The sequence below is a fragment of the Azospirillum picis genome (assembly GCF_017876115.1).
GTDB lineage: Bacteria > Pseudomonadota > Alphaproteobacteria > Azospirillales > Azospirillaceae > Azospirillum > Azospirillum picis.
On sequence record NZ_JAGINO010000044.1, the window covers coordinates 1 to 23,480 of the forward strand.

22 protein-coding genes, 1 tRNA gene and 1 pseudogene are annotated in these 23,480 nt (G+C 67.8%); 17 read left to right on the plus strand and 7 right to left on the minus strand.

The window, feature by feature from the left end; all coding sequences use genetic code 11:
- Positions 1–225: 225 nt before the first annotated feature.
- Positions 226–945 (minus strand): GntR family transcriptional regulator, encoded by a 720-nt coding sequence (locus tag J2850_RS30965; protein WP_209991200.1) that lies wholly within the window; start codon positions 943–945, stop codon positions 226–228.
- 204 nt (positions 946–1,149) lie between these two features.
- Here J2850_RS30965 and J2850_RS30970 point away from each other — a divergent pair, with 204 nt between their 5' ends.
- Genes J2850_RS30970 through J2850_RS31580 form a run of 4 tightly spaced genes read left to right on the plus strand, consistent with a single transcriptional unit; the run spans position 1,150 to position 6,228 of the window.
- Positions 1,150–1,992 carry an ABC transporter ATP-binding protein gene (locus J2850_RS30970; RefSeq protein WP_246513778.1) on the plus strand — a complete coding sequence of 281 codons (843 nt, stop codon included), beginning with the start codon at positions 1,150–1,152 and terminating at the stop codon, positions 1,990–1,992.
- Positions 1,993–2,043: 51 nt separating this feature from the next.
- The gene (locus tag J2850_RS30975; RefSeq protein ID WP_209991202.1) at positions 2,044–3,075 is read left to right on the plus strand and encodes an ABC transporter substrate-binding protein; all 1,032 of its coding nucleotides are present in this window, start codon (positions 2,044–2,046) and stop codon (positions 3,073–3,075) included.
- The gene (locus J2850_RS30980; RefSeq protein ID WP_209991204.1) at positions 3,075–3,818 is read left to right on the plus strand and encodes an ABC transporter permease; all 744 of its coding nucleotides are present in this window, start codon (positions 3,075–3,077) and stop codon (positions 3,816–3,818) included. Before J2850_RS30975 ends, J2850_RS30980 begins: the two co-directional genes overlap by 1 nt.
- Before the next feature lie 34 nt (positions 3,819–3,852).
- Positions 3,853–6,228, plus strand: coding sequence for a PHP domain-containing protein (locus J2850_RS31580; RefSeq protein WP_211114074.1), 2,376 nt, complete (start codon positions 3,853–3,855; stop codon positions 6,226–6,228).
- Positions 6,229–6,281: 53 nt separating this feature from the next.
- On the opposite strand, the gene J2850_RS30990 is transcribed toward J2850_RS31580, so the two are convergent.
- The 3 genes from J2850_RS30990 to J2850_RS31000 form a co-directional block, all read right to left on the minus strand.
- Positions 6,282–7,577: an O-acetylhomoserine aminocarboxypropyltransferase/cysteine synthase family protein gene (locus J2850_RS30990; protein WP_209991206.1), complete on the minus strand. Its 1,296-nt coding sequence runs from the start codon at positions 7,575–7,577 to the stop codon at positions 6,282–6,284.
- A 55-nt stretch (positions 7,578–7,632) separates the two neighbouring features.
- Complete coding sequence (locus tag J2850_RS30995; RefSeq protein ID WP_307354618.1) at positions 7,633–8,694, minus strand: isopenicillin N synthase family dioxygenase; 1,062 nt, start codon at positions 8,692–8,694, stop codon at positions 7,633–7,635.
- A gap of 89 nt (positions 8,695–8,783) precedes the next feature.
- The gene (locus tag J2850_RS31000; RefSeq protein ID WP_209991210.1) at positions 8,784–8,975 is read right to left on the minus strand and encodes a hypothetical protein; all 192 of its coding nucleotides are present in this window, start codon (positions 8,973–8,975) and stop codon (positions 8,784–8,786) included.
- Positions 8,976–9,347: 372 nt separating this feature from the next.
- On the opposite strand from J2850_RS31000, the gene J2850_RS31005 reads away from it, so the two are divergent.
- From J2850_RS31005 to J2850_RS31020, 4 genes are all read left to right on the plus strand, one after another.
- Entirely contained in the window at positions 9,348–10,418 is a 1,071-nt protein-coding gene (locus J2850_RS31005) for an amino acid ABC transporter substrate-binding protein (RefSeq protein ID WP_246513779.1), read from the plus strand.
- Positions 10,419–10,426: 8 nt separating this feature from the next.
- Positions 10,427–11,596, plus strand: coding sequence for an amino acid ABC transporter permease (locus J2850_RS31010; protein ID WP_307354617.1), 1,170 nt, complete (start codon positions 10,427–10,429; stop codon positions 11,594–11,596).
- On the plus strand, positions 11,593–12,678 hold the full coding sequence (locus J2850_RS31015; protein WP_209991213.1) for an amino acid ABC transporter permease: 1,086 nt from the start codon (positions 11,593–11,595) through the stop codon (positions 12,676–12,678). Before J2850_RS31010 ends, J2850_RS31015 begins: the two co-directional genes overlap by 4 nt.
- 93 nt (positions 12,679–12,771) lie before the next feature.
- Positions 12,772–13,329 (plus strand): NAD(P)H-dependent oxidoreductase, encoded by a 558-nt coding sequence (locus J2850_RS31020; protein ID WP_209991215.1) that lies wholly within the window; start codon positions 12,772–12,774, stop codon positions 13,327–13,329.
- Positions 13,330–13,386: 57 nt separating this feature from the next.
- Here J2850_RS31020 and J2850_RS31025 read toward each other — a convergent pair whose 3' ends face one another.
- On the minus strand, positions 13,387–13,731 hold the full coding sequence (locus J2850_RS31025; RefSeq protein WP_209991217.1) for a hypothetical protein: 345 nt from the start codon (positions 13,729–13,731) through the stop codon (positions 13,387–13,389).
- A 141-nt stretch (positions 13,732–13,872) separates the two neighbouring features.
- Here J2850_RS31025 and J2850_RS31030 point away from each other — a divergent pair, with 141 nt between their 5' ends.
- From J2850_RS31030 to J2850_RS31070, 9 genes are all read left to right on the plus strand, one after another.
- The gene (locus tag J2850_RS31030) at positions 13,873–15,042 is read left to right on the plus strand and encodes a M20 aminoacylase family protein (RefSeq protein ID WP_209991219.1); all 1,170 of its coding nucleotides are present in this window, start codon (positions 13,873–13,875) and stop codon (positions 15,040–15,042) included.
- Positions 15,043–15,229: 187 nt separating this feature from the next.
- Positions 15,230–16,573 (plus strand): NAD(P)/FAD-dependent oxidoreductase, encoded by a 1,344-nt coding sequence (locus tag J2850_RS31035; protein ID WP_307354616.1) that lies wholly within the window; start codon positions 15,230–15,232, stop codon positions 16,571–16,573.
- Between the two features lie 17 nt (positions 16,574–16,590).
- The gene (locus J2850_RS31040; protein ID WP_209991220.1) at positions 16,591–17,088 is read left to right on the plus strand and encodes an L-2-amino-thiazoline-4-carboxylic acid hydrolase; all 498 of its coding nucleotides are present in this window, start codon (positions 16,591–16,593) and stop codon (positions 17,086–17,088) included.
- Positions 17,089–17,141: 53 nt separating this feature from the next.
- A complete protein-coding gene (locus tag J2850_RS31045; RefSeq protein WP_246513780.1) occupies positions 17,142–18,275 on the plus strand; it encodes an ABC transporter substrate-binding protein in 1,134 nt (377 codons plus the stop codon).
- A gap of 51 nt (positions 18,276–18,326) precedes the next feature.
- Positions 18,327–19,241: a branched-chain amino acid ABC transporter permease gene (locus J2850_RS31050; protein WP_209991222.1), complete on the plus strand. Its 915-nt coding sequence runs from the start codon at positions 18,327–18,329 to the stop codon at positions 19,239–19,241.
- Between the two features lie 4 nt (positions 19,242–19,245).
- The gene (locus tag J2850_RS31055) at positions 19,246–20,268 is read left to right on the plus strand and encodes a branched-chain amino acid ABC transporter permease (protein WP_209991224.1); all 1,023 of its coding nucleotides are present in this window, start codon (positions 19,246–19,248) and stop codon (positions 20,266–20,268) included.
- Positions 20,265–21,035: an ABC transporter ATP-binding protein gene (locus J2850_RS31060; RefSeq protein WP_209991226.1), complete on the plus strand. Its 771-nt coding sequence runs from the start codon at positions 20,265–20,267 to the stop codon at positions 21,033–21,035. The genes J2850_RS31055 and J2850_RS31060 overlap by 4 nt, the downstream gene beginning before the upstream one ends.
- Entirely contained in the window at positions 21,032–21,742 is a 711-nt protein-coding gene (locus tag J2850_RS31065) for an ABC transporter ATP-binding protein (RefSeq protein WP_209991228.1), read from the plus strand. The genes J2850_RS31060 and J2850_RS31065 overlap by 4 nt, the downstream gene beginning before the upstream one ends.
- A 50-nt stretch (positions 21,743–21,792) precedes the next feature.
- Positions 21,793–22,293 carry an L-2-amino-thiazoline-4-carboxylic acid hydrolase gene (locus tag J2850_RS31070; RefSeq protein WP_209991230.1) on the plus strand — a complete coding sequence of 167 codons (501 nt, stop codon included), beginning with the start codon at positions 21,793–21,795 and terminating at the stop codon, positions 22,291–22,293.
- Between the two features lie 352 nt (positions 22,294–22,645).
- Here the strand turns inward: J2850_RS31070 and J2850_RS31075 are convergent.
- Positions 22,646–23,200: pseudogene (locus tag J2850_RS31075) on the minus strand (SDR family oxidoreductase); the annotation flags it as partial.
- Positions 23,201–23,282: 82 nt separating this feature from the next.
- Positions 23,283–23,359, minus strand: a tRNA-Met gene (locus tag J2850_RS31080).
- Between the last annotated feature and the right edge of the window lie 121 nt (positions 23,360–23,480).

Genomic DNA, 23,480 nt, shown 5'->3' on the forward strand with positions numbered 1-23,480 from the left:
AGCCCCAGCAGGTCCTCGACCGCGACACCGGACATGGCGACCTCCCAAAGCCTGTTCAACAGGCGGGAGGACGCTCTATCGCAACTGTAATGCTAGGTGCTGTTCGAGGTCATCGTAATCCTAATCGTGCTGGTGGCCTCGGTGCAGTTCGGCGGCGAATGGCTGTCGCGGCGGGTCGATCATCGCCGGTGAGGCCATCGCCGGTAAAAAGACTGCCGGTCGCCCCTATCCCTGCCAGCGGTGGGACAGGATGAAGCTGTAGCGTTCGGATCTGATGTGGAAAACCGAACGGTCGGCACAGCCACCGCCGACGAAGACGGAGCGGCGGTCCATCACCAGCACCGGCGCGCCCGCCGGCAGGCCGAGCGCCGCCGCAACCTCGGCATCGGCTGCCGCCGCCTTGACCTCGATGTCGGCACCGCCGACCGGCTTGCCGGCGATGTCCTGCAGGATACCGTAGATCGGCCGGTGTCCGGCCGCCTGCCAGTCGACCGACTCCAGGGCCGGCGGCAGCAGGCTGCGGCCCAGCGCCACCGGCTCGCCATCCACCAGATGCAGGCGGCACACCTCCAGGCAACGGGGACCGAAATCCTCCCGCAGTTCCGGCAGCGTCGCGACGATCCGCGCCGACAAGGGCCGCATCGTGGCGTCCAGCCCCTGCAGGCGAAGGGATTCGTGGAAGCTGCGCAGGCGGTCGAGCGGATGCTGGACGCGCTTGCCCGCGGTGAAGGTGCCCTTGCCCTTGCGGCGCTCGATCAGCCCTTCCGTCTCCAGCCGGTCGAGCGCCAGCCGGACGGTGACCCGGCTGACGCCGAAGCGGGCACCGATCTCGCTTTCGGTCGGCAGCCGTCCCGACGGCTCGAACAGACGGGCGGCGATCTCGTCGCGCAGCCGGTCGGCGATCTGACGGTAAAGCGCCGTCGCATTGTCTCGCACCAGCGCCACCCTGCCCTCTCCCCTTCATTGACTGGACCGATCGGCCAGCGGACGCCGCCTTGATGCCACCGGCGACGGGACGGCTCAAGCCCGCATGCCCTTACGACACTGCCTGCGTGAATCCGTCCGAATTCCCTAGTTGCCACATATTGTATTATATGTATTATATTGTATTAGCTGGCTGGATTGGTTGATGCAGGGGAAAACACGGAAATGAAAAGTGGAATTCTCGCCGTTCCCCGCGCGCTCCCTTGTGCCGACCAACAGGACGGCGCGCCGCTCCCGCCCGGCGGCGCCGCCTTCCACGTCGACGGCGTGGATTTCGCCTATGACGGCGCACACCCGACGTTCCGGTCCCTGGCACTGACCGCCCGGCCTGGGGAGTTCGTGGCGCTGCTCGGCCCGTCGGGCTGCGGCAAGACCACGCTGCTGAACCTGCTGTCCGGCTTCCTGCCACCCGACTCCGGCCGCATCACCATCGACGGCGAGACGGTGACGCCGGAAATGCCGGCGCTCGGCTATGCCTTCCAGTCGCCACAGCTGTTTCCCTGGCTCAACGTGCTCGACAATGTCCGCTTCGGCCTGCGGATGGCTGGCCGGCTTCCGGATACGGAACAGCGGGACAAGGCTATGGCGGCGCTGGCGCTGGTCGGGCTGGAGGCGGCGGCTGGCAAATTCCCCCACCAGCTGTCGGGCGGCATGCAGCAGAGGGTGGCGCTGGCCCGCGCGCTGGTGCTGGAACCGCGCCTGCTGCTGATGGACGAGCCCTTCGCCGCTCTCGACGCCATCACCCGCGCCACCCTGAACGAGGAACTGCTTCGGCTGTGCGGCCGGCTCGGCCAGACGGTCCTGTTCATCACCCACGACGTGGAGGAGGCGGTGTTCCTGGCTGACCGCGTCGTGCTGCTCGGCATCGCCCCGGCCGGCATCCACAGCGAACTGGCCATCGACCTGCCCCGCCCGCGCCGCCTGCGCGAGACGCGGCGGCTGGAGCGCTTCACCACCCTGACCGACACGCTGCTGGAGCGGATTTCCGCCATCGTCGCCACGGCCTGAGCCGCGGCCGGGACTATCCCCTGCCGGCCCCCGACCAAAAGGATTTCACGCATGAACCGGATGTTCGCCGCGGCGCTGTCCGCCGCCCTGTACGGCTCCATCGTCCTGCTCGCCGGCATCGTCCCGGCCGGGGCCGCCACGACGGGCGACAGCCGGCCGCTCCGGGTCGGCTGGGTCTTTGCGATGGCCAACGCCCCGGCACTGGTCGCCGACCGCAAGCGCTTCTATGCCGAAGAGGGGCTGACGGTGGAGGCCAAGCCCTTCGGCGACGGGCCGGTCATCCAGCAGGCGCTCGCCGTCGGCGAGCTGGATGTCGCCTATATCGGCGCGCCGCCGGTCTACCAGTGGGCGGCGCGCGGGCTGGACAGCCGCATCCTGGCCAAGGTCAATTACGGGCAGGCGGCGGTGATCGCCAACAATCCCGCCATCGCCAAACTGTCCGACCTGCGCGGCCGCAAGGTCGCCGGGGTGGCGCGCGGCAGCGGGATGGACGTGCTGCTGCGCGGCGTCGTGCTGAAGGAGGCCGCCGGCCTCGATCCCGACCGCGACCTGTCGGTGATCTCCATGCCCGTCGGCAACATGAACGCCGCGCTGGACGGCGGCACGGTGGACGCCGCCTTCACCTGGGAACCCTTCATCAGCCAGCAGGTGCTGCGGGGTGGTGCCCAAGGGGGCGCGCATGTGCTGTTCGACGTCAACCAGGCGCTGCCCGGCTATCCATGGTACGTGGTGATGGCGCCGAAGAAGACGCTGGCGGAGCGGCCGGACGATGTGGTGAAGCTGCTGCGCGCCCATGCCAAGGCCATCGCCTGGCTGTCCGACCACCCGGCCGAGGGCGACGCCCTGATCGCCGAAGCGTTCAAGCTGGAGCCGGTGAAGCGCCCCGACGGCACCGAGATCGCGCCGGCCGCGGTCGCCGCCGAGGCGCGCAAGCGGCTGGGCTGGTCGGACCGGCTGGAGGACAGCGACCTCGCCTTCATCCAGCGGCTGATGGACACCTCGCTGGCGCTCGGCTTCATCCCGACGCCGATGAAGGCGGTGGACATCGTCGACAGCTCCTATCTCCGCCGGGCGGGCCGCTGATGCGGACCCGGCTCTACGGCTGGGCGGCCTTCCCGGCGCTGCTGCTGGTCTGGAGCGCCGCCGCCTGGAACCTGCCGCCCTATGTCCTGCCCCAGCCCTGGGCGGTGGCGGCGGAGGCGGTGCGCTGGCTGAACAGCGGCCAGCTCGCCGCCCATGTCGGCGCCAGCCTGCTGCGCGAGGCCGGCGGCTTCGCCGTCGCCGTGGTGGGGGCACTGGCACTGGGTCTGGCCGGCGCGCTGTCGCCGGGTTTCCGCGCCTTTTCCGCCCCCCTGACCGGCCTGTTCATGGCGATCCCGCCGATCGCCTGGGCGCCCTTGTCGATGATCTTCTTCGGGCTGGGCTATGTCGCCATCACCATGGTGATCGTGGTCGCCGCCCTGTTCCCGATGGCGGTGACGGTGCAGGAGGGCTTCCTCGCCATCCGCAACGGCAACCTGCGCGCCGCCCGCGTGCTGGGCGCCCGCCGCTGGCAGCTGATCCGCCATGTCTATCTGCCGGCCTCTCTGCCCTTCCTGACCGCGGCGCTGCGCATCGGCTTCAGTCAGGCGTGGCGGGCGCTGGTGGCGGCCGAGATGCTGGGCGCCTCGCAGGGGATCGGCTGGATGGTCGCCATGGGCGGCCAGATCGGCAACGCCACCCAGGTGCTGCTGGGCGTCGCCATCATCGGCATGACCGCCTGGATCACCGAAAGCCTCGTCTTCCGCCGCATCGAGCGGCGCTACCGCCACTGGCACCTCGCCTGACCCGAAAACCCACAAAGCCGGAGGAACCGCCGCCATGTCCAAAGCCACGCAGCCTGTCCGCCACATCGCCCCCGTCGGGCTATACGAGCGCAACAAGGACCGTCCCTTCCTGGGATCGACCAGCTGTTCGCACCGCCGGCTGGTCGCCGGCGAATGGACCGAGCTGCAACTGGTCTACGAAGTCGGCGCCTCGGGCCTCGCCGACGGCGCCGGCATCAAGCTGGCGATGAAGTTCTATTCCGACTGGGCACTGTTCCAGACCAGCGACCCGCAGGCCGCCAACTACGTCTCAGCGGAGTATGAGGCCGGACCGCTGGTGCCGGGGCAGAGTCCGGCGACGATCCAGGCGCTGAAGGTGCGCTTCGACCAGAAGGGCCACGAACGTCCCTATCAGAAAGCCATCGTCATCGACGTGATCGACGGCTACCTCAATCCCGGCGACCGCATTGTCATCCGGCTCGGCGACCGCCGGCGCGGCGGGCCGGGCACGCGGGTGCAGAGCTTCGTCGAGCAGGGTTTCCGCTTCCGCGTCTTCATCGACCCGCTCGGCAGCCAGAAATACGCCGAGGTGCCGGGCGATTGCGTGCTGGACATCGTTCCCGGCGCGCCCGCGGCGCTGCGTCTGGTGGCGCCGCGCCTGACCGCGCCCGGCCCGGCCAGCCTGATGCTGCGCGCCGAGGATGTCTGGGGCAACTGCTGCACCGACGGCACCATCGACGCCGCCCTGACCCTGGCCGGACCGCAGGGGGAAACCACGCAGCGACTGACGCTCTCGCCCAACTCCGATGCCGGCCCCGACGCTTACGGCTGGCTGGTCCATCGCGAGGAGGTTACGCTGTCGCAGGGCGAATGGCGCATCGCCGCCACGGGGGACGGGCTGGTCGCGGCGGAGGCCTTCGTCACCGCCGAGGATGGCGTGCCGCGGGCCTTCTACGCCGACCTGCATGTCCATTCCAACGACACGGTCGGCACCAACGACACCGCCTACAACCTGTCCTACGGCCGCGACGTCGCCGGGCTGGACGTGCTGGGCTACACCGCCAACGACTTCAACGTCACCGAAAAGGCCTGGAGCGAGGCGGTCGGGCTGATCGACCGCTTCAACGAGGCCGGCCGCTTCGTCTGCTATCCCGGCACAGAATGGTGCGGCAATTCGGCGGTGGGCGGCGACCACAATGTCGTCTTCCTGCGCGACGGCGTGCCGCAATTCCCCACCGACAGCCGGGGGCAGCCGGTCCGCTCCTTCGAATGGAACGAGTCGACCCGCGGCAAGCTGCGCCCCGGCGCCTGGCCGCTCGACGATCTCTATGCCGCCTATCAGGACGACCCGGAAGGCCATCTGCTGATCCCGCATGTCGGCGGCCGGCGCTGCAATCTCGACTGGCACCATCCCGAACTGGAACGGTTGATCGAGATCGGCTCCGCCTGGGGCCAGTTCCACTGGGTCTATGCCGAGGCGCTGGCCCGCGGCTACCGGCTCGGCGCCTCGGCCAGCAGCGACGAGCATCAGGGCCGCTGCGGCGGCGGCGCGCCGGCCACTGCGGTGTTCGGCGCGCGCGGCGGGCTGACCGGGGTGCTGGCCGACCGGCTCGACCGCGCCACCATCGGCCGGGCGCTGCGGTCGCGCCGGACCTTCGCCACCACCGGCGAGCGCAGCTTCGCCAGCCTGCGGCTGGGTGACCGCTGGATGGGCGAGGTGGTGCAAGCCTCGGCGGAGGATGCGCTCGACTACCGGCTGCTCGGCGACCGCGGCTGGGAAAGCCTGCGGCTTTACGACGGCGAGACTCTGCTGTGGGAGCGCGACCTGCACCGCGAACTGGGATTGTCGGAGCGGCGCATCCGCCTGCGCCTCGGCGGCGCCCGCATCAAGGACCGCTACCGTGGAGCCTATTGGAGCGGCGGCATCACCGTCACCGGGGCGGCGGTGCAGCGGGTCGAGCCCTTCGGCTTCGACCATCCCGAACAGGGCTGCTGGCGGCAGGACGCCACCACCGTGGCTTTGCGCACCGTCACCCATGGCGATACTGACGGGGTGGAACTGACGCTGTCGCGGCTTGCCGGCACTCGCATCCGGGTGCATCTGGACATCGGCACCTATGTGAAGGTCGGCAACCCGCTGACGCCGCCGCCCAACCCGCATGCGCCGGAGGCCGTGCTGGAGATCGACGGCGACGCACTGCTGGATGCCGCCCGCTTGCCCACCGGAGCCGTCAGCCGCCTGCTGCCCGGCACCGAGCTGGAAGTGACGGTCGAACGCGTCACCGAGGCGCCTTTGCCCCGCGACCTCGCCGGCCGCATCCCGCTGGCTGGGCTGGGACTGGCGGCGGACCGCGAGCACCCGCTGTTCCTCACCGCCCGCCAGCGCGACCAGTCGCGGGTCTGGACCTCGGCGCTGTTCCTGACGCTCTGATGGCCTCAAGCCGCAACCCCGACGCGTCGGGATTGCGGCTTCGGTCAGCCCTGTTACGCCTCTGCCAGTGCCTGCTCCAGGTCGGCGATGATGTCGTCGGGATGCTCGATGCCGACCGACAAGCGGACATAGCCGGGGGTGACGCCGCTGGCGATCTGGTCCTCCGGCGACAGTTGGGAATGCGTCGTGGTGGCTGGGTGGATCGCCAGCGACCGGGCGTCGCCGATGTTGGCGACGTGGTAGAACAGCTTCAGCGCGTCGATGAAACGCCGCCCCGCCTCCGCCCCGCCGGCCAGTTCGAAGCCGACCAGCCCGCCATAGCCGCCCTTCAGGTAGGTGTCGGCCCGCCGCCGCGCCTCGCCCTCCTGCAGGCCGGGGAAGATGACCGACGTCACCTTCTCATGCGTCTTCAGATAGTTCGCCACGAGGCTGGCATTGGCGTTGTGCTGGCGGATGCGCAGCGGCAGCGTCTCCAGCCCCTGGATCAGCTGGAAGGCCGATTGCGGGCTGAGTGCGGCGCCGATGTCGCGCAGCAGGGTGACGCGGGCGCGCAGCGCATAGGCGATGGGGCCGAGCGGTTTGGCCGCCTCCGTCCAGATCGCGCCGTGATAGCTGGGGTCGGGCTGGGTCAGCAGCGGGAAACGGGCGGCATGCGCCTCCCACGGGAAGGTGCCGCCGTCGATCAGCACGCCGCCGATGGTGGTGCCGTGGCCGCCGATGTATTTGGTCGCCGAATAGATCGTCACCGCCGCGCCATGGTCGAAGGGCCGCACGGTCAGCGGTGCCGCGGTGTTGTCGACGATCAGCGGCACGCCCAGTTCCAGGCCGATGTCGGCGACCTCGCGGATCGGGAAGACGTTCAGCTTCGGATTCGGCAGCGTCTCCGCATAATAGGCGCGGGTGCGGTCGTCGGTGGCGCGGCGGAAATTCTCCGGGTCGGCCGGATCTACGAAGCGCGCCTCGATGCCGATCTGCTTCAGCGTGTTGGCGAACAGGTTCCAGGTTCCGCCATAGAGGTCGGTGGAGGTGACGATGTTGTCGCCGGCCTGCGCCAGATTCAGCACCGAATAGAAGGACGCCGCCTGTCCGGACGCCACCGCCACCGCCGCCGCACCGCCTTCCAGCACGGCAAGCCGCTGTTCCAGCACCTCGACCGTCGGGTTGGTGACGCGGGTGTAGATGTGGCCCAGTTCCTGAAGCGCGAAGAGGCGCTCGGCGTGGGCGGTGTCCTGGAACTGGTAGGAGGTCGTCTGGTGGATCGGCACGGCGACGGACCCGGTGACGGGATCGGCGCGGAAGGCGCCGCCATGGACGGCCAGGGTTTCGAAGCGCGGCGTACGGACGGTCATCGGACGGTTCCCTCTCTCAATTTCGATATCGGCCGGCGTTCGCTATCGGCGGCCGTCAGGCGGAGGCGTCGACCAGATCGGCGTAATGACGGCGCGCCACGTCGGGGTGGGAGCGCAGGCGGCTTTTCAGCGTGTTCTCCCCCACCGAGCTATAGAGCGGGTTCAGCGGGTCGCGCTCGGGACCGCGCGCTTCGGCGACGAGATCGTCGGGCAGCGGCAGCACCGGCACCCGGACATCCAGGCCGGCCCCCAGGAAGAAGGCGGTCGACAACCGGTCCACCCCTGCCGGCGGCGTCACCACCCGATGCACCGCTGCGCGGAAATAGCCGTCGGTCGCCAGTTCCAGCAACTCACCGGCGTTGACCACGAAGGTGCCGGCGACCGGCGGCACATCGGCCCAGCCCCCGTCGGTTTCGACCTGCAATCCGCTCTGGCGGTGCTGGAGAACCAGTGTCAGCAGGCCGCTGTCCTTGTGCGGCCCGACGCCCTGCCCTCCGGCATTATCGGCGGGGGCATCGGCAGCGGGAACCGCGTCATGGCCTGGATAGCGGATCAGCTTGACGAGCTGAGTCGGCTGGTCGGTCAGGATGGGATCGAAGGCATCCTCCGGCAGGCGCAGGGCCACCGCCACCGTCGACAGGATGCGGCGCGACACCGCGGTCAACTGGTCCTGGAGGCGCAGCACCGCCGGGCGCAACTCCGGCAGGGCCTTCGGCCACTGGTTGGGACCCTGCAGGCGGACCCAGGGTGGCGAGTCCGGACCTTGGGGCAAGGCCGGCCGTTCGGCGCCGACGTCCACTTGCTCGCGCCAGTCGGCCAAACCGCGCGTCCGCTCCCAGCCGGCGCGGGTATAGCCGCGGAAATGGGGCGAATTGACCATCTCGATGGACAGCTTGTCCTGCTCCGGTAGGGCGAAGAAGCCGCGCGAGAGGTCGAAGACGGAGTCGATGAAGGCCGGATCGACCCCGTGGCCGGTCACATAAAAGGCGCCGAAGCGGCGGATCGCCGCTCGCAGTTCTGACAGGAACAGGGCGCGATCCGCCGCAGCGCCGTCCAGGCGGGCAAGATCGAGAAGCGGTAGCGGCGGCCGCTCGGCCGAAGAGGGAAGCGCGGTCACAGGACTCTCCTTTGCGGACATGCGTTGGGGAACGCCCGCTTGCATGCCGCGATATGTGAAATCGATTTTGTGGAAGCTGGCGCGGCCGCTCAGTCGGTGCGGCTGCGCGCCTTCAGCCAGGTGCCGCGCATCTGCGCCCAGAGCCGGCTGACCGGTGCCTGCGGCGTCGGCGCGTCATTCACGGCACACATCCCCAGGGCTTCGGGAAGCGGGATCCAGACCATGGTCTGTTCGGACGCTGCGAAGGCGGAGGCCCGGCGGGCCGTCTGAGGATTGGCCATGATAGCGTTCCAGTACAATGACTTGGGAGGTTGGGACTTAAGGATTGGCACGGCCTCCGAGGTCACGGGGCTCCGGACGGCTCAGCCGTTTCACATCCGATCATTACGTGAATGACTCTTATTGTCTACTATATTTGTGGATTTTCAGGTGCGGAAAATTCGCTATTAACATATTTTACCCGCTAATTGTAAAATTTTTACGAAACCGTTGACAGAGCAATTTTCCTATCTGTTAATTAGGGAATAAGCGCTTCCCCTTCGCGGCTGCCCTTCCAACCGCCGGTCCGCAAACGGATCCGACAGGTCGGGTGCCCTTTCGCTGCGGCGCTCCGCGTCTTTGACAAAACAACAAACTCATTGCGGGAAACCACCATGCGCACTCCTTCGCAGGCTCCTTCGCGTCCGGCCTCCCGGAGCGGCCTGTCGCCGCGCTTCCTGATCGCCGGCGCCCTCAGCCTTGCCATCGGCTTCGCACTGAGCGGTGCCGCCAAGGCCGGTCCCACGCTGGACGCGATCAAGGCACGCGGCAGCATCAAGGTCGGCGTCGGCACCCAGCCGGGCTTCTTCGCCCCCGACAGCAACGGCCGCTGGCAAGGCTTCTTCGTCGATTTCGGACGGGCGCTGTCCATCGCCGTGTTCAACGATCCGGACAAGGTGCAGTTCGTCTCCTCCTCGCCGCAGCAGCGCCTTCCGGCCCTGCAGTCGGGCGAGTTCGACATCCTGCTCTCCGGCGTGACCCAGACCTTCACCCGCGCCACCAAGCTGGGCTTCCATTTCGGCCCGGTGGTCTTCTATGACGGCCAGGGCCTGCTGGTGCCGAAGAAGCTGGGGGTGAGCAAGGGCAAGGACCTGAACGGCGCCACCGTCTGCGTCCAGACCGGCACCACCGGCGAGCTGAACATCACCGACTTCTTCCGGCAGAACAAGATCGCCTTCAAGCCGGTGGTGATCGAGGAAACCGCCGAGAACCAGAAGGCCTTCTCCAGCGGCCGCTGCGACGTGCTGACCCAGGACGCCTCCGATCTGGCGATCACCCGCACCCAGCTCCCCAAGCCCGACGATTACGTCCTGCTGCCCGAGCGCATCTCGAAGGAGCCGCTGGCGCCGGCGATCCGCTACGGCGACGACCAGTGGCTGGAGATCGTCAACTGGGCGATCTACGCCACCATCCAGGCGGAGGAGCTGGGCATCACCCAGGCCAACATCGACAGCTTCCTGACCAGCGGCGATCCGACGGTCCGCCGTTTCCTGGGCGTCGATCCCAGCCTGGGCGAGGCGGCCAAGCTCGACCCGAAATTCGCCTACACCATCGTCAAGACCGTGGGCAATTACGGCGAGATCTTCGAACGCAACGTCGGGCCGGCGACCAAGGTCGGGCTGGACCGCGGCTTCAACAAGCTGTGGACCCAGGGCGGCCTGCTCTACGCCCCGCCCTTCCGGTGAGCAGTCCCGTGCCGCCCGGCGCCCTGCGCTCCGGTCCGGTCGCCGCGGTCACCCTCTGGTGGGGTGGCCGCAGCGGCCTTCAGGCGGCGATCCTGGCGCTCGTGCTGCTGGGCGGCTTCCTTCTCGGCTCCAACACGTTGGCGAACATGGAGCGCTTCGGCATCACGCCGGGTTTCGCCTTCCTCGCCCGCCCGGCGGGATTCGAGATCGGGGAGGCGCTGCTCGACTACCGGCCGCAGGACAGCTACGCGCTCGCCCTGCTGGTCGGGCTGCTGAACACCGTCAAGGTCGCGGTGGCCGGTTGCCTGATCGCCACCATCCTGGGCGTGCTGCTGGGGGTGGCGCGGCTGTCCGGCAACGCGCTGCTGTCGGGGCTGGTCCAGGGTTATGTCGAGCTGGTCCGCAGCACGCCGCTGCTGCTGCAACTCTTCTTCTGGAGCGCCACCTTCCAGGCGCTGCCGACGCCACGCCAGGCGTTGAATCCGCTGCCGGGTATCTTCCTGTGCAATCGCGGCATCCAGTTGCCGGCCTTTGTTGACGGCCGGGCGGGCGGATGGATGCTCGCGGCCATCGCCCTTGCGCTGGCGCTCGCCCTTGCCGGGACCGCGCTGCGCCGCCGCCTGGGACGGCGGGATGTGCCGTCGGTGGCCATGATCGCGGCGGCGGCATGCGGCCTGCCCGCCGCCCTCCTGCTGTCGTCGGGCGTGCCGTTGCAGGTCGAGCTTCCCGAACTCTCCGGCTTCAACTTCAGCGGCGGGACGACGGTGTCCCCGGAATTCTCCGCCCTGCTGGTCGGGCTGGTCGTCAATGCCGCCGCGATGATCGCGGAGATCGTGCGCAGCGGCATCCAGGCGGTGCCGGCCGGACAGTGGGAGGCGGCGCGGGCGCTGGGCCTGCCGCGCCGCCGGATCATGCGGCTGGTGGTTCTGCCCCAGGCCATGCGGGTGATCGTGCCGCTGCTGACCTCCAGCTATCTCAACCTGACCAAGAATTCGAGCCTCGCCGTCGCGATCGGCTTCCCGGATCTGGTCAGCGTCATCAACACCAGCGCCAACCAGACCGGGCAGGTGCTGGAAACCATGGCGATCATGATGGGCGCCTATCTGACGGTGAACCTCGCGGTCTCGGCGGCGATGAACCTGTACAACCGCCAACTGGCGGTGAGGGGGTGGCGATGACCGACGGCGTTCTGCAAAGCACACAGCCGCTGCCCCCGCCGTTGAACCGCCCGCCGCCACGCTGGCAACGCTTGTGGGCCGGCCTGTTCGGCACGCCCCTGAACGCGACGGTGACGCTCGGCTGCCTCGCCCTTCTTGGTTGGGCGGTGCCGCCGCTGCTGCGCTGGACCCTGCTGGATGCGGTGTGGGTGGGGCCGGCCGACCGATGCGTGGACGCGGCCGGCGCCTGCTGGGCCTTCATCGGCGAGAAGCTGCGTTACATCCTGTTCGGCTTCTACGACCAGGACCGGCAGTGGCGCCCGGCGGCGGCCGACGCCATCCTGCTGGCGCTGGCCGGGGTCAGCGGCATGCCGCTGTTCTGGCGGCGGGCGACGCTGGGGCTCTGGATCTTCGGGCTGGCCGCCACGCTGGTGCTGCTGACCGGCGGCCCCGCCGGGCCGGCGGTGCCGACCGAGCGCTGGAGCGGCCTGCCGGTGAGCCTGCTGCTCGCCATCGTCGGGCTGGTCGGCGCCTTCCCGCTGGCGGTGCTGCTGGCGCTCGCCCGGCGCAGCGGCATGGGCGGGGTGCGGACGCTGGCCGTCCTGTTCATCGAGGTGACGCGCGGCGTCCCGCTGATTGCGGTCCTTTACGTCGCGACCCTGCTGCTGCCGCTGATGCTGCCCGCCGGCGGCGCCATCGACAAGCTGCTGCGGGCACAGATCGCCATCATCCTGTTCGTCTCGGCCTATCTGGCCGAGATCATCCGCGCCGGCCTCCAGTCCATCCCGGCGGGTCAGTATGAAGCCGCCCAGGCGCTGGGACTCGGCTACTGGCAATCGATGCGGCTGGTGATCCTGCCGCAGGCGCTGCGTACCGTGATCCCATCCATCGTCAATTTGGCGATCGGCCTGTTCCAGGACACCACCCTGATCATCGTCATCGGCCTGTTCGACCTGCTGAACACCGCCCGCACCGCCGCCAAGGACCCGGCATGGTTCGGATTCTACGATGAAGCCTTCGGATTCGCGGCGCTGGTCTACCTGACGGTCTGCGTCGTCGCCTCCCGCTACAGCCTGTGGCTGGAGCGCCGGCTGCGGCGGTGAGGTCTCGCTCCGATCAGCGTCCGCCCGATAGGTCGGGATCACCGCCACCCACCTTTGTCAACCCTGCGAACCTTGAACTGGACAGCCCCGACCATGAGCAACCTTTCGATTGTCGGCATCGCCGGCAGCCTCACGACGCCCTCCAGCAGCCGGCGGTTGGTCGACCTGACGCTCGCGCAGATCGGCCAGCGGATCGCCGGCAACAGCCATGTCATCGACATCGCGGCACTCGGCTCCCTCGCAGTCCACAGCCGGGAGGCCGCCGACGAAGAGCTCGAAGCGGCACTCCGTGCCGTAGAGGAAGCGGACCTGATCGTCGCCGCCACTCCAGTCTACAAGGGATCGTACAGCGGCCTGTTCAAGCATTTCGTCGATCTGCTCGACTACCGCTCGCTCGTCGGCACCCCGGTCGGGCTGCTGGCCACCGGCGGAAGCGAACGCCACGCATTGGTGGTCGAGCACCAACTCCGCCCGCTCTTTGCGGTCTTCCAAGCGCAGGTCTTGGGAACCGGGCTGTTCGTGACCGCCAAGGACATGGCCGACGGCAGGATCACCGACCCCACAGTGCTGTCCCGCTTCGAGCGGTTGATCGACGAGGCGGTCGATGCCTTGGCCGCGCGCTCGACGGCCAAGGAGCGAACCGCGGCATAGGACATGGAGGGAAAGTTCAATGGACTGATCGCAAACGACAAATTCCGCCGGTCCCGCTCAGGGCGACTTGCTCTGAGCTGGTGACGACTTGCCGTGCGCCTGGATTTCACGCAACCGGGTGTTAGCACCGTTCCCGATCCGAACGCCGAACCAGCGGTCGGCGGGAACAACCTGCCAGCCGACGCCGCGTTGGCCCGTGCCGGATTGCCACAGCCGCCCCTTGGTCTCGAGAACCGCCACGCCGTCGGCCGCCCCGGGCTTGCCTCGTGCCGGAGGATGGCCGCCTTGCGCTGGATGCACTCGACGCGGCGGCACTGGGCTGCGGGGAATTCCGGGCGGTGTTGGAACCGTTCGACGCGCGTTCAGCACGCCCGGGCGGTTGCCGCTGAAGCGTTGCAGCATCACCTTGCGGCGTTCTGAATTCCGGCCGCGATCCAGCGTTCATCCATGCGACAGTGGCCATCACCGAAAAACACCGTTTCGGCATCGAAGGTTTTTGGGCAGGCTTGCGGCAACGCTTTGGTGAAACTTGAGGAACAGCAGATGATCGGGACGGTGGCCGGGCTGGATGAACTGACGGCCGAGATGACGACGTGGCGGCGTGATCTGCACGCCCATCCGGAAACCGCCTTCGAGGAGCAGCGAACCGGCGATTTCGTTGCGGAAAAGCTGGCCTCCTTCGGGCTGGAGGTGCATCGCGGCCTCGCCAGGACCGGGGTGGTTGGCCTTTTGCGCAACGGCGACGGCCCGATGGTCGGCTTCCGGGCCGACATGGACGCGCTGCACATCCATGAGGAAACCAACCTGCCCCACAGCTCGCGCAATCCGGGACGCATGCACGCCTGCGGGCACGACGGACACACGGCGATGCTGCTGGGCGCGGCACGCCACCTGAGCGAACATCCGGATCTCTTCCAAGGGACCATCGCGTTCATCTTCCAGCCCGCCGAGGAGAATGAAGGCGGCGGCCGGGTGATGGTGGAGGAAGGGCTGTTCGACCGCTTCCCCGTCGAGAAGGTCTTCGGCATGCACAACTGGCCGGGGCTGGAGGTCGGCCGCATCGCGCTGCGCCCCGGCCCGCTGATGGCCGCCTACGACATCTTCGAGCTGACCCTGACCGGCAAGGGCACCCACGCCGGCATGCCGCATATGGGGACCGACACGATCATGGTCGGCAGCCAGATCGTCTCCGCCCTCCAGACCATCGCCAGCCGCAGCGTCCACCCCATCGATTCGGCCGTCGTCAGCGTCACCCAGTTCCACGCCGGCGATACGTGGAATGTCCTGCCGGGTACCGCCGTGCTCCGCGGCACCGTCCGGACCTTCCGGCCGGAGGTTCAGGATCTGGTGCAACGGCGCATGGGCGAGGTTGCCACTGCCATCGCCGCCGGATTCGGAGTCGAGGCCGTCCTGCGCTACGAGCGGCGCTATCCGCCCACCACCAACAGCGCCGCGGAAACCGAACTGGCCCGGCGGGCGGCGGCACGCGTGGTCGGAGAAGAGTCCCTGGACCTCGATCCGATGCCCAGCATGGGCGCGGAGGATTTCTCCTTCATGCTGCAAAAGCGGCCCGGCTGCTACGTCTGGGTTGGTGCCGGGCCATCGGACCAAGGCCGCAACCTGCACAGCCCGCACTATGATTTCAACGATGCGGTGCTGCCGGTCGGCACCAGCTATTGGGTTCGGCTGGCGGAAACCGTCCTGCCGAAATGATGCAGGCCATGTACATGCGTCCCGATTTCCCGATCAGGACGCATGACATGAAAAAATTTCCGCGAAAAAATCTTGGGAATTGCGTACGTGTGTCCATTGTCCCATAGTTCGGCGGGAAACGGATGGCCCTAACTCCAAAAGGGGATAAGGGCATAGTGGATTTCAGCCGAACAGGGACGGGCGCGACGTGACGAACCAAGGGGCACATCAGGCGGCGGGCCAGGCGCAGGACATTCCGGGCCGGGGCGGCATCTGGCAGCGTCCGGATTCGCTGTGGGAAGCCACCGCCCCGCCGCCGCCCGTCCTGCCGGCGTTGCAGGACGGCGTGCAGGCCGACGTGCTGGTGATCGGCGGCGGCTTCACCGGGCTTTCCGCCGGTCTGCATGCGGCCGAGGCCGGGCGCCGCGTGGTGGTGCTGGAGGCGTCCGAGCTGGGACGGGGTGCCTCCGGCCGCAACAACGGGCAGGTCATCCCGACGCTCACCCGCCCCGACCCCGCCGACCTCATCGACCGCTTCGGTTGGGAGAGCGGGGAACGCCTCGTCGGGCTGATCCGCGACAGCGCCTCCACCCTGTTCGATCTGGTGCGCCGCCTCGGCATCGACTGCGCGGCGGAGCAGACCGGCTGGGTTCAGCCGGTCCATTCGCCGGGCCGCATCAAGATCGCCGAGCGCCGGGCGACGCAATGGGGCAAGTTCGGCGCCGATGTCGAGCTGCTCGACCGCGCCGCCGTCTCCGCCATTCTCGGCACCGATCTCTATTTCGGCGGCTGGATGAACCGGACCGGCGGGCATATCAACCCGCTGGCGCTGGTGCGCGGGCTCGCCGCCAAGGTGGTTGCGGCCGGGGCGGCGGTCTACGTCAACTCCCCCGCCCTGTCGGTGCAGCGCCGCGGCGACTCCTGGGTCGCCCGCACCCCGCAGGGCATGGTGACCGCCGACTCCCTGGTGCTGGGCACCAATGGCTATGCCGCCACGATCTTCCCGGAGATCCGGACCGAGGTCGTGCCGGTCCTGTCCTGGCAGATGGCGACCGCCCCCCTGGGCGACAACGTCCGCAAAACCGTCCTGCCGGGCCGGCAGGCGATGTCGGACACCCATGGCGACCTGCGCTTCATGCGCTACACCGCCGACAACCGGCTGGTGACCGGCGGCGCGCTGCTGAACCCGGTGAATGGGGCGGAGCGGCTGAAGCGCATCGTCGGCGCCCGCCTGGCGGGGATGTTCCCGGCACTGAACGGCGTCGGCTTCGACCATGTGTGGAATGGCCGGATCGCCATGACCACCGATTACTTCCCTCGTGTCCACCGGCTGGGGCCGAACGGCTTCGCCTGGGCCGGCTGCAACGGGCGCGGCGTGGCGCTGTCGGTTTCGCTGGGACGGGAACTGGCCCGCGCCGCCATCGGGCAGGACCCGAAGGATCTCGCCCTGCCCTTCACCGCACCGACGCCCCTGCCCTTCAACGCCCTGCTGCAACGCATCGGGCCGTTGAAGATCCTGCAATATCGCTGGAACGACGCCCGCGAAGTCTGATCGAGGAGACTGCCAGCATGTCCGACAGCCCCGACTACCCCACCCTTCTGCGCAATGCCTACGCGATGCGCGCGGCGTCCTACGCCCACATGTTCGATGTGCTGCGCGAGCGTTTCGGCACCGAAACGGCGCTTGAGGTGGGCCAGGAATCCACTCGCCGCCTCGGCGAGGCGATGGGCGTGAAGTTTGCGGGGCACGGTCCCGATGACCTGAGCGGCCTATGCCATGCCTTTCTCGACGGCATTCCCAACCGCGACAGCATGTTCGCGCCGGAGATCAAGCGGTGCGACGGCGAGGCGCTGGAAATCCATTTCCACCGCTGCCCGCTGAAGGAAGCCTGGCAGGCGCAGGGCCGGTCAGATGCCGATCTGGAACTGCTCTGCAAGATGGCCGGCGCCATCGACGGTGGTCTGTTCGAGGCCGCCGGGTTCGTCTTCAAGGGCGAAACCTGGAAGCCGGGCGACGAGGGCTGTTGCCGCCTGAAGGTCCTGCCCGGCGCCAGAGCCGCCGAATAAACGCGCATCGCCGCAAAGCCTGCAACGACAGACAAGAAGAGGGTGCCATCGCCATGACTTTCCGCCTCCTCACGCTGACGACCCTCACCGCCGCCGGGATCGCCACCGGAATCGCCACTGGGATCGCCGGTTCGGCTTTCGCCGCCGACACGGTCAAGCTCGGCTACCAGCTGCCGCTGACCGGCGACACCGCGCAGTACGGGCAGGATTTCCGCAAGGCCGCCGAGATCGCGCTGACCGAGTTCAACGCCGCCGGCAAGCCGTTCAAGGTGGAGATCGTCTTCGAGGACAGCCGCTCCGACGCCAAGGAGGGCACCAACATCGCCCGCAAGTTCGTGGACGACAAGGAAATCGTCGGCGTCCTGGGCGACTTCACCTCCGGTGTGTCGATGGCGGCGGCGCAGGTCTATAAGGACGCCGGCATGCCGCAGCTTTCGCAGACCGCCTCGCACCCCGACTACACCAAGGTTTCCAAGTACCAGTTCCGCAACATCGCCACCCAGGCGCAGGAAGGCCCCTACAACGCCAAATGGATGGCGACCAAGGGCTTCAAGAATGTCGCGGTGATCGCCGAGCAGACCGACTGGGGCCAGTCGGTGGTCAGCGGCTTCTCCGACGCCGTCAAGGCCAACGGCGGCACCGTCGCCTTCTCGGAATTCTTCAACCGCGGCCTGAAGGACTACCGGTCGCTGATCAGCAAGATCGAACGTGCCAAGCCCGACGCGATCTACACCGGCTTCTTCTATGAGGACGGCGCGCAGTTCCTGAAGCAGCTCCAGCAGCTCGGCATCAAGACGCCGGTCTATTCGACCTCGGCGGCCTACAGCCCGAAGCTGATCGAGCTGGCCGGCGGAGCGGCGGAGGGCGTGCATCTGACCTCCAACTTCCTGCCGACCGACCCGTCGCCGAACGTCCAGCATTTCGTCGACGAGTGGAAGAAGCGCTCCGAGGGCGCAGTGCCCGGCCAGTTCCCGGCCCAGGCCTATGACGCGGTCCGCATCATGCTGGCGGCGGTGGAGAAGGCCTCGCCCAACCCGACCCGCGAGAAGGTGCGCGACGCGCTGGCCCAGACCAAGGACTTCCCCGGCGTCACCGGCAAGACCAGCTTCAGCGCCGACCGCGAGGCCGAGAAGGAACTGGTGAAGGTCGAGGTCAAGGGCGGCGCCTTCATTCCGGTCGCCGACTAAAGCCCCCGGCAACCGATCCCCAGCGCCCCCTCTCCCAGCGACAGAGCCCGCATGTTCGATCCCTATTATCTCCAGCAACTCGCCATCGGCCTGTCGCTGGGCATGACCTACGCGCTGATGGCAATCGGCTTCACACTGATCTTCGGCGTGCTGAACGTCGTCAACTTCGCCCATGGCGAGGTCTACACGCTGGGTGCCTTTGCCGGCCTCGTGCTGATCTCGGCAACAGCGCCGCCCATCGTGGCGGTGATCCTGGGCGCGCTGGCGATCGGGGCGCTTGCGGGCTTTTCGCTGGAGCGGCTGGCTTTCAAGCCGTTCCGCCGCTTCACCGACGAGGCGTCGCTGAAGTCGCGGGCGATGCGGGAATCGACCCTGCTCTCCTCGCTGGCGGTGTCCATCGTGGTGCGCGAGGCGCTGGAGATCGTCTTCGGCTCGCAGATGCGCTCCGTCCCCTTCGAGTACCTGATCAACACGCCGGTGCGCGTCGGCCCGGTCATCCTGGTGACCGGCGACTTCATCATCTTCGGCGTCGCCGCCGCGATGCTGATCGGCCTGCAGTTTCTGCTGACGCGCACCCGCGTCGGGCTGGCGATCCGTGCTGTGTCCAACAACCCGCTCGGCGCCAAATATGTCGGCATCGACACCGATCGCACCATCATTACCACCTTCGTCGTCGGATCGATGATGGGGGCGGCGGCCGGCATCCTGATGGGGCTCTATTACGGCGCGGTCTTCCCGGCCATGGGCTTCACGCCCGGCATCAAGGCCTTTGTCGCCATGGTGATGGGCGGCCTGTCCTCCATCCCCGGTGCCGTGATCTGCGCGCTGATCCTCGGCATTTCGGAAAGCATGGCGACGACCTTCGTCTCGTCGGGCTGGTCGGACATGGTGGCCTACGGTTTCCTGATCCTGACCCTGATCTTCTTCCCCAACGGCTTGTTCGGAGCGCGCCGTGAACGCGTTTGAGACCATGGCACCTGCCGATGGCCTGACCCGGCGCCGGGGCCTGCTGGTTCCGGCGCTGATCCTTCTGCTGGTCTTCGCAGCGCTTCCGGCGCTGCTGGCCGGCTTCGACAAGGGCTATTTCTACCAGATCGCCAATCTGGCGCTGATCTTCGTCCTGCTGTCGGCCTCCATGCATCTGGTGACGGGCGTGGCGGGACTGCTGCATCTGGGGCATGCCGCCTTCTACGGCGTCGGCGCCTACACCGCGGCCCTGCTGACCTCCAAGCTCGGGCTGGGCTTCACCGTCACGCTGCCGCTGTCCGGCTTGGTGGCGGCGCTGGTCGCCTTTCTGGTGGCGCTGCCGACGATGCGGCTGGTCAGCATCTACTTCGCCGTGGCGACGCTCGCCATCGGACAGATGCTGTATCTGGTCATGCTGAACTGGGTGGACTTCACCAAGGGCCCCAACGGCATCATCGTCTCCAAGGGGTTCGAGCTGTTCGGCTTCAGCCTGTCCGGCCGCCTCGGCGCCTATTACACGGTGGCGGCGGTGGTGACGCTGTCGGTCGTCGCGATCGGCCGGCTCAGCCATTCCTATTACGGCAACGCCCTGCGCTCGATCCGCGAGGACGACCAGTGCGCCGACGCCATGGGCGTCAGCACCGTGCGGCTGAAGATGGAGGCCTTCACCCTGTCTGCCTTCTTCGCCGGGATCGCGGGCAGCCTGTGGGCGCACATGACCGGCTACATCTCACCGGGCGACTTCAAATTTTCCGAATCCATCCTGATCCTGGCGATGGTGGTGGTCGGCGGCCTGGGCAGCCTGCCGGGGGCAATCATCGGCGCGCTGCTGCTGATCCTGCTGCCGGAAGGGCTGCGGGCCCTGGGCGACTTCCGCAACATCATGGTCGGGCTGGTGATGTTCCTCTCCATCCTGCTGCTGCCCAAGGGCCTGCTGGGCGAGGTTTCCGCCCTGCGACTGGTGCGCCGGCAACTGGGGGCGGCATGGCGGAACACAGGAAAAGGCGAAGGGATCGGCTGGCGATGACCCATCTTCTCGAAATCCGCAACGTCAGCCGCCGCTTCGGCGGCGTGCAGGCGGTCGGTGACGTCACCGCCCATGTGGACGAAGGCGAACTGGTCGGGCTGATCGGGCCGAACGGCGCCGGCAAGACGACGCTGTTCAATCTCATTTCCGGCTTCACCCCGCTGTCCGGCGGCACCGTCGCCTTCGCCGGCAGGACCATCAGCGGACTGAAGCCCAATCATGTGGCGCGGCTGGGCATCAGCCGCACCTTCCAGAACCTGCGCGTCTTCCCCAACATGTCGGTCTTCGACAACGTGTCGGTGGGTGCCGTCGGCGCGCTGCCGCAGGGGGCGTTCGGCGCGCTGTTCGGCGGGCTCCACCGGCGCGGCCGGGACCGGTCCGCCGAGATCAGCCGCCGCACCTGGGAAGCGCTGGAGGCGGTCGGCCTGACCCATGTGGCGGCTGAATTGGCGGCCAACCTGCCCTACGGCCAGCGCAAATATCTGGAGATCGCCCGAGCGCTCGCCATGCGGCCGCGCTTCCTGATCCTGGACGAGCCGGCGGCCGGGCTGAACGACACCGAAACGCGCGATCTGGCCGCCTTCATCAAGCGGCTGCATGGGCAGGGCCTGACGATCATGCTGGTCGAACACGACATGACGCTGGTCATGGGCATCTGCCAGCGCATCCTGGTGCTTGCCTCCGGCCGCAAGATCGCCGACGGCACGCCGGACGCCGTCCGCAACGATGCCGCCGTCCTCGAAGCCTATCTTGGGGTGGATGAATGAGCGCGCCGCTGCTTTCCATCGCGGATCTCCATGTCGCCATGGGACCGCAGGAGATCCTGCACGGCGTCCGCCTGGATGTGCCGGAGGGCGCCATCGTCGCGGTGCTCGGCTCCAACGGCGTCGGCAAGACCACGCTGATGCGCACGGTGTCCGGCATCTACCGGGCGAAACAGGGGACCATCACCTTCCGTGGCCAGCCGATCGCCAACATGCCGGCCCACCGTATCGTCCAGCTCGGCCTGTCGCAGGCGCCGGAGGGGCGGCAGATCTTCTCCAACATGAGTGTCCGCGAGAATCTGGTGCTGGGCGGCGGCGATATCGGGTTGGGCGAGCTGGACCGCGTGCTGGCGATGTTTCCGATCCTGAGCGAGCGCCTGCGCCAGAATGCCGGATCGCTGTCGGGCGGCGAGCAGCAGATGCTGTGCATCGCCCGCGCCCTGATGCGCCGGCCGAGCCTGCTCCTGCTCGACGAGCCGTCGCTGGGGCTGGCGCCGAAGATCGTGGCTCAGATCTTCGACCTGATCGGCCGCATCCGGGCCGAGGGTGTGTCGATCCTACTGGTCGAACAGAACGCCCGCGCCGCCTTGCGCATTGCCGACCATGCCGCTGTGCTGGAGGATGGCCGGATCGTGCTGTCCGGCCCGGCCGACCAGTTGCGGGACGACCCGCGCATCGCCGAGGCCTATCTCGGCGGCCATGCCCATTGAAAGCCCACTGATATCTCTTTGTGACGCCACCTCATGGAAGGAAGCCAGTCATGACCCAAACCATGGGCATCCTCGAACGCCGCCGCATCGAGGCGGAAATCCTGAAGCCCGTCTATGAGGAGATGGCCGCCCGGCTGGGCGAAGCCACTGCACAGGAGATCCTGGGGGCGGCGATCACCAAGGCGGCCCTGGCGGCCGCCCAATCCTTCGCCGCGACCGAGCCGGCGGGCACCAGCCTGAAGAGCTTCGCCGACCTTCAGCCGCTGTGGACCAAGGACGACGCGCTGCGGCTCGACGTGAAGCGGCAGGACGACACGCATTTCGACTACAACGTCACGCGCTGCCGCTACGCCGAGATGTACCGGGAGATGGGGTTGGGGTCGATCGGGCATCTGCTGTCCTGCAACCGCGACGCCGCCTTCTGCACCGGCTACGACCCGCGCATCAAGATGGAGCGGACGCAGACGATCATGCAGGGCGCCGACCATTGCGACTTCCGCTATCGCTTCGAGTTGGGGAACGAACAGTCACCGACCACATCATCGACTTGATGGGATCCATGACGCTTTTTGCGTGACGGTGGGATCCACCGGACCCGATGACCCGAGGCCAGTGTTCGGCGGATCCAATGATGAGCCCCGGACAGGTCGCCATTGCCACCGGGCAAGGTGGCAACTCCCGAAAAAGCCCCTCCACGTCCTCCCGTCGCAGTCGGCGGCGGATCACCACCCGACCAGCCTCATCGCCTCCATGAACTTGGAAGGCGCGCCGCCACCGTTCCCGCAACAACGCTGGTCGGCGTGTGACTGCTACGAACAGACACTTATGGTTCCGGGCAGGCGCAAACCGCAAGCTCCTGGCCCGGTGGCTGTTTTCAGGGCTGCCGGGAGCCCCTTGCACCGATCACACCGCGTCGGTGCGGCTGCCGAACGATGCCAGGAGGTCGGCAGTCAGCCGTGCCCGATCCCTCGCCACCATGCCGACGACATGGTAGCCGCTGTCGACATGCATCACTTCGCCGGTAACGCCGGTGCCAAGGTCGGAGAGCAGGAACAGGCCGGCGCCGCCGACCTCCTGGATGGTGACGTTGCGCTTCAGCGGTGCGTTCAGCTCGTTCCATTTCAGGATGTGACGGAAGTCGCCGATGCCGCTGGCGGCCAGCGTCTTGATCGGACCGGAGGAAATGACGTTGACCCGGATGTTGCGGCCGCCCAGATCGACAGCCAGATAACGCACGCTGGCCTCCAGCGCCGCCTTGGCGACACCCATGACGTTGTAGTGCGGCATGACGCGCTCGGCCCCGTAGTAGGATAGGGTCAGCAGGCTTCCACCGTCCTTCATCAGCGGCACGGCGCGCTGCGCCACCGCGGTGAAGGAGTAGCAGGAGATGTCGAGGGCCAAGCGGAAGGCGCTCCTCGTCGTCGCGAGGTATTGTCCGCCCAGCGCGCTCTTGTCGGAGGTTCCGGAAGCGGTCTGGAGAGGATTAGCTCCGGATAGCATAAAGCCGCTGATCTCGGTGTGAGATCAGCGGCTTAACTATTGGTTGCGGGGGCAGGATTTGAACCTGCGGCCTTCAGGTTATGAGCCTGACGAGCTACCGGGCTGCTCCACCCCGCGGGTGTTGTGTGCTGAGGGAGTGGAGGTCGTGAAGATGATTGCGCAGCGTGTTTGGGAAGGCGTCTCTTGTGCCTGAGTGACCTGGCGGCGACCTACTCTCCCACATCTTAAGATGCAGTAC

Bases quoted from the DNA above. Each gene is read 5' to 3' on its own strand.
- J2850_RS30970 (WP_246513778.1), top strand. From the start codon at position 1,150: ATGAAAAGTGGAATTCTCGCCGTTCCCCGCGCGCTCCCTTGTGCCGAC.
- J2850_RS30975 (WP_209991202.1), top strand. From the start codon at position 2,044: ATGAACCGGATGTTCGCCGCGGCGCTGTCCGCCGCCCTGTACGGCTCC.
- J2850_RS30980 (WP_209991204.1), top strand. From the start codon at position 3,075: ATGCGGACCCGGCTCTACGGCTGGGCGGCCTTCCCGGCGCTGCTGCTG.
- J2850_RS31580 (WP_211114074.1), top strand. From the start codon at position 3,853: ATGTCCAAAGCCACGCAGCCTGTCCGCCACATCGCCCCCGTCGGGCTA.
- J2850_RS30990 (WP_209991206.1), bottom strand. From the start codon at position 7,577: ATGACCGTCCGTACGCCGCGCTTCGAAACCCTGGCCGTCCATGGCGGC.
- J2850_RS31000 (WP_209991210.1), bottom strand. From the start codon at position 8,975: ATGGCCAATCCTCAGACGGCCCGCCGGGCCTCCGCCTTCGCAGCGTCC.
- J2850_RS31005 (WP_246513779.1), top strand. From the start codon at position 9,348: ATGCGCACTCCTTCGCAGGCTCCTTCGCGTCCGGCCTCCCGGAGCGGC.
- J2850_RS31015 (WP_209991213.1), top strand. From the start codon at position 11,593: ATGACCGACGGCGTTCTGCAAAGCACACAGCCGCTGCCCCCGCCGTTG.
- J2850_RS31020 (WP_209991215.1), top strand. From the start codon at position 12,772: ATGAGCAACCTTTCGATTGTCGGCATCGCCGGCAGCCTCACGACGCCC.
- J2850_RS31025 (WP_209991217.1), bottom strand. From the start codon at position 13,731: ATGCTGCAACGCTTCAGCGGCAACCGCCCGGGCGTGCTGAACGCGCGT.
- J2850_RS31030 (WP_209991219.1), top strand. From the start codon at position 13,873: ATGATCGGGACGGTGGCCGGGCTGGATGAACTGACGGCCGAGATGACG.
- J2850_RS31040 (WP_209991220.1), top strand. From the start codon at position 16,591: ATGTCCGACAGCCCCGACTACCCCACCCTTCTGCGCAATGCCTACGCG.
- J2850_RS31045 (WP_246513780.1), top strand. From the start codon at position 17,142: ATGACTTTCCGCCTCCTCACGCTGACGACCCTCACCGCCGCCGGGATC.
- J2850_RS31050 (WP_209991222.1), top strand. From the start codon at position 18,327: ATGTTCGATCCCTATTATCTCCAGCAACTCGCCATCGGCCTGTCGCTG.
- J2850_RS31055 (WP_209991224.1), top strand. From the start codon at position 19,246: ATGGCACCTGCCGATGGCCTGACCCGGCGCCGGGGCCTGCTGGTTCCG.
- J2850_RS31060 (WP_209991226.1), top strand. From the start codon at position 20,265: ATGACCCATCTTCTCGAAATCCGCAACGTCAGCCGCCGCTTCGGCGGC.
- J2850_RS31065 (WP_209991228.1), top strand. From the start codon at position 21,032: ATGAGCGCGCCGCTGCTTTCCATCGCGGATCTCCATGTCGCCATGGGA.
- J2850_RS31070 (WP_209991230.1), top strand. From the start codon at position 21,793: ATGACCCAAACCATGGGCATCCTCGAACGCCGCCGCATCGAGGCGGAA.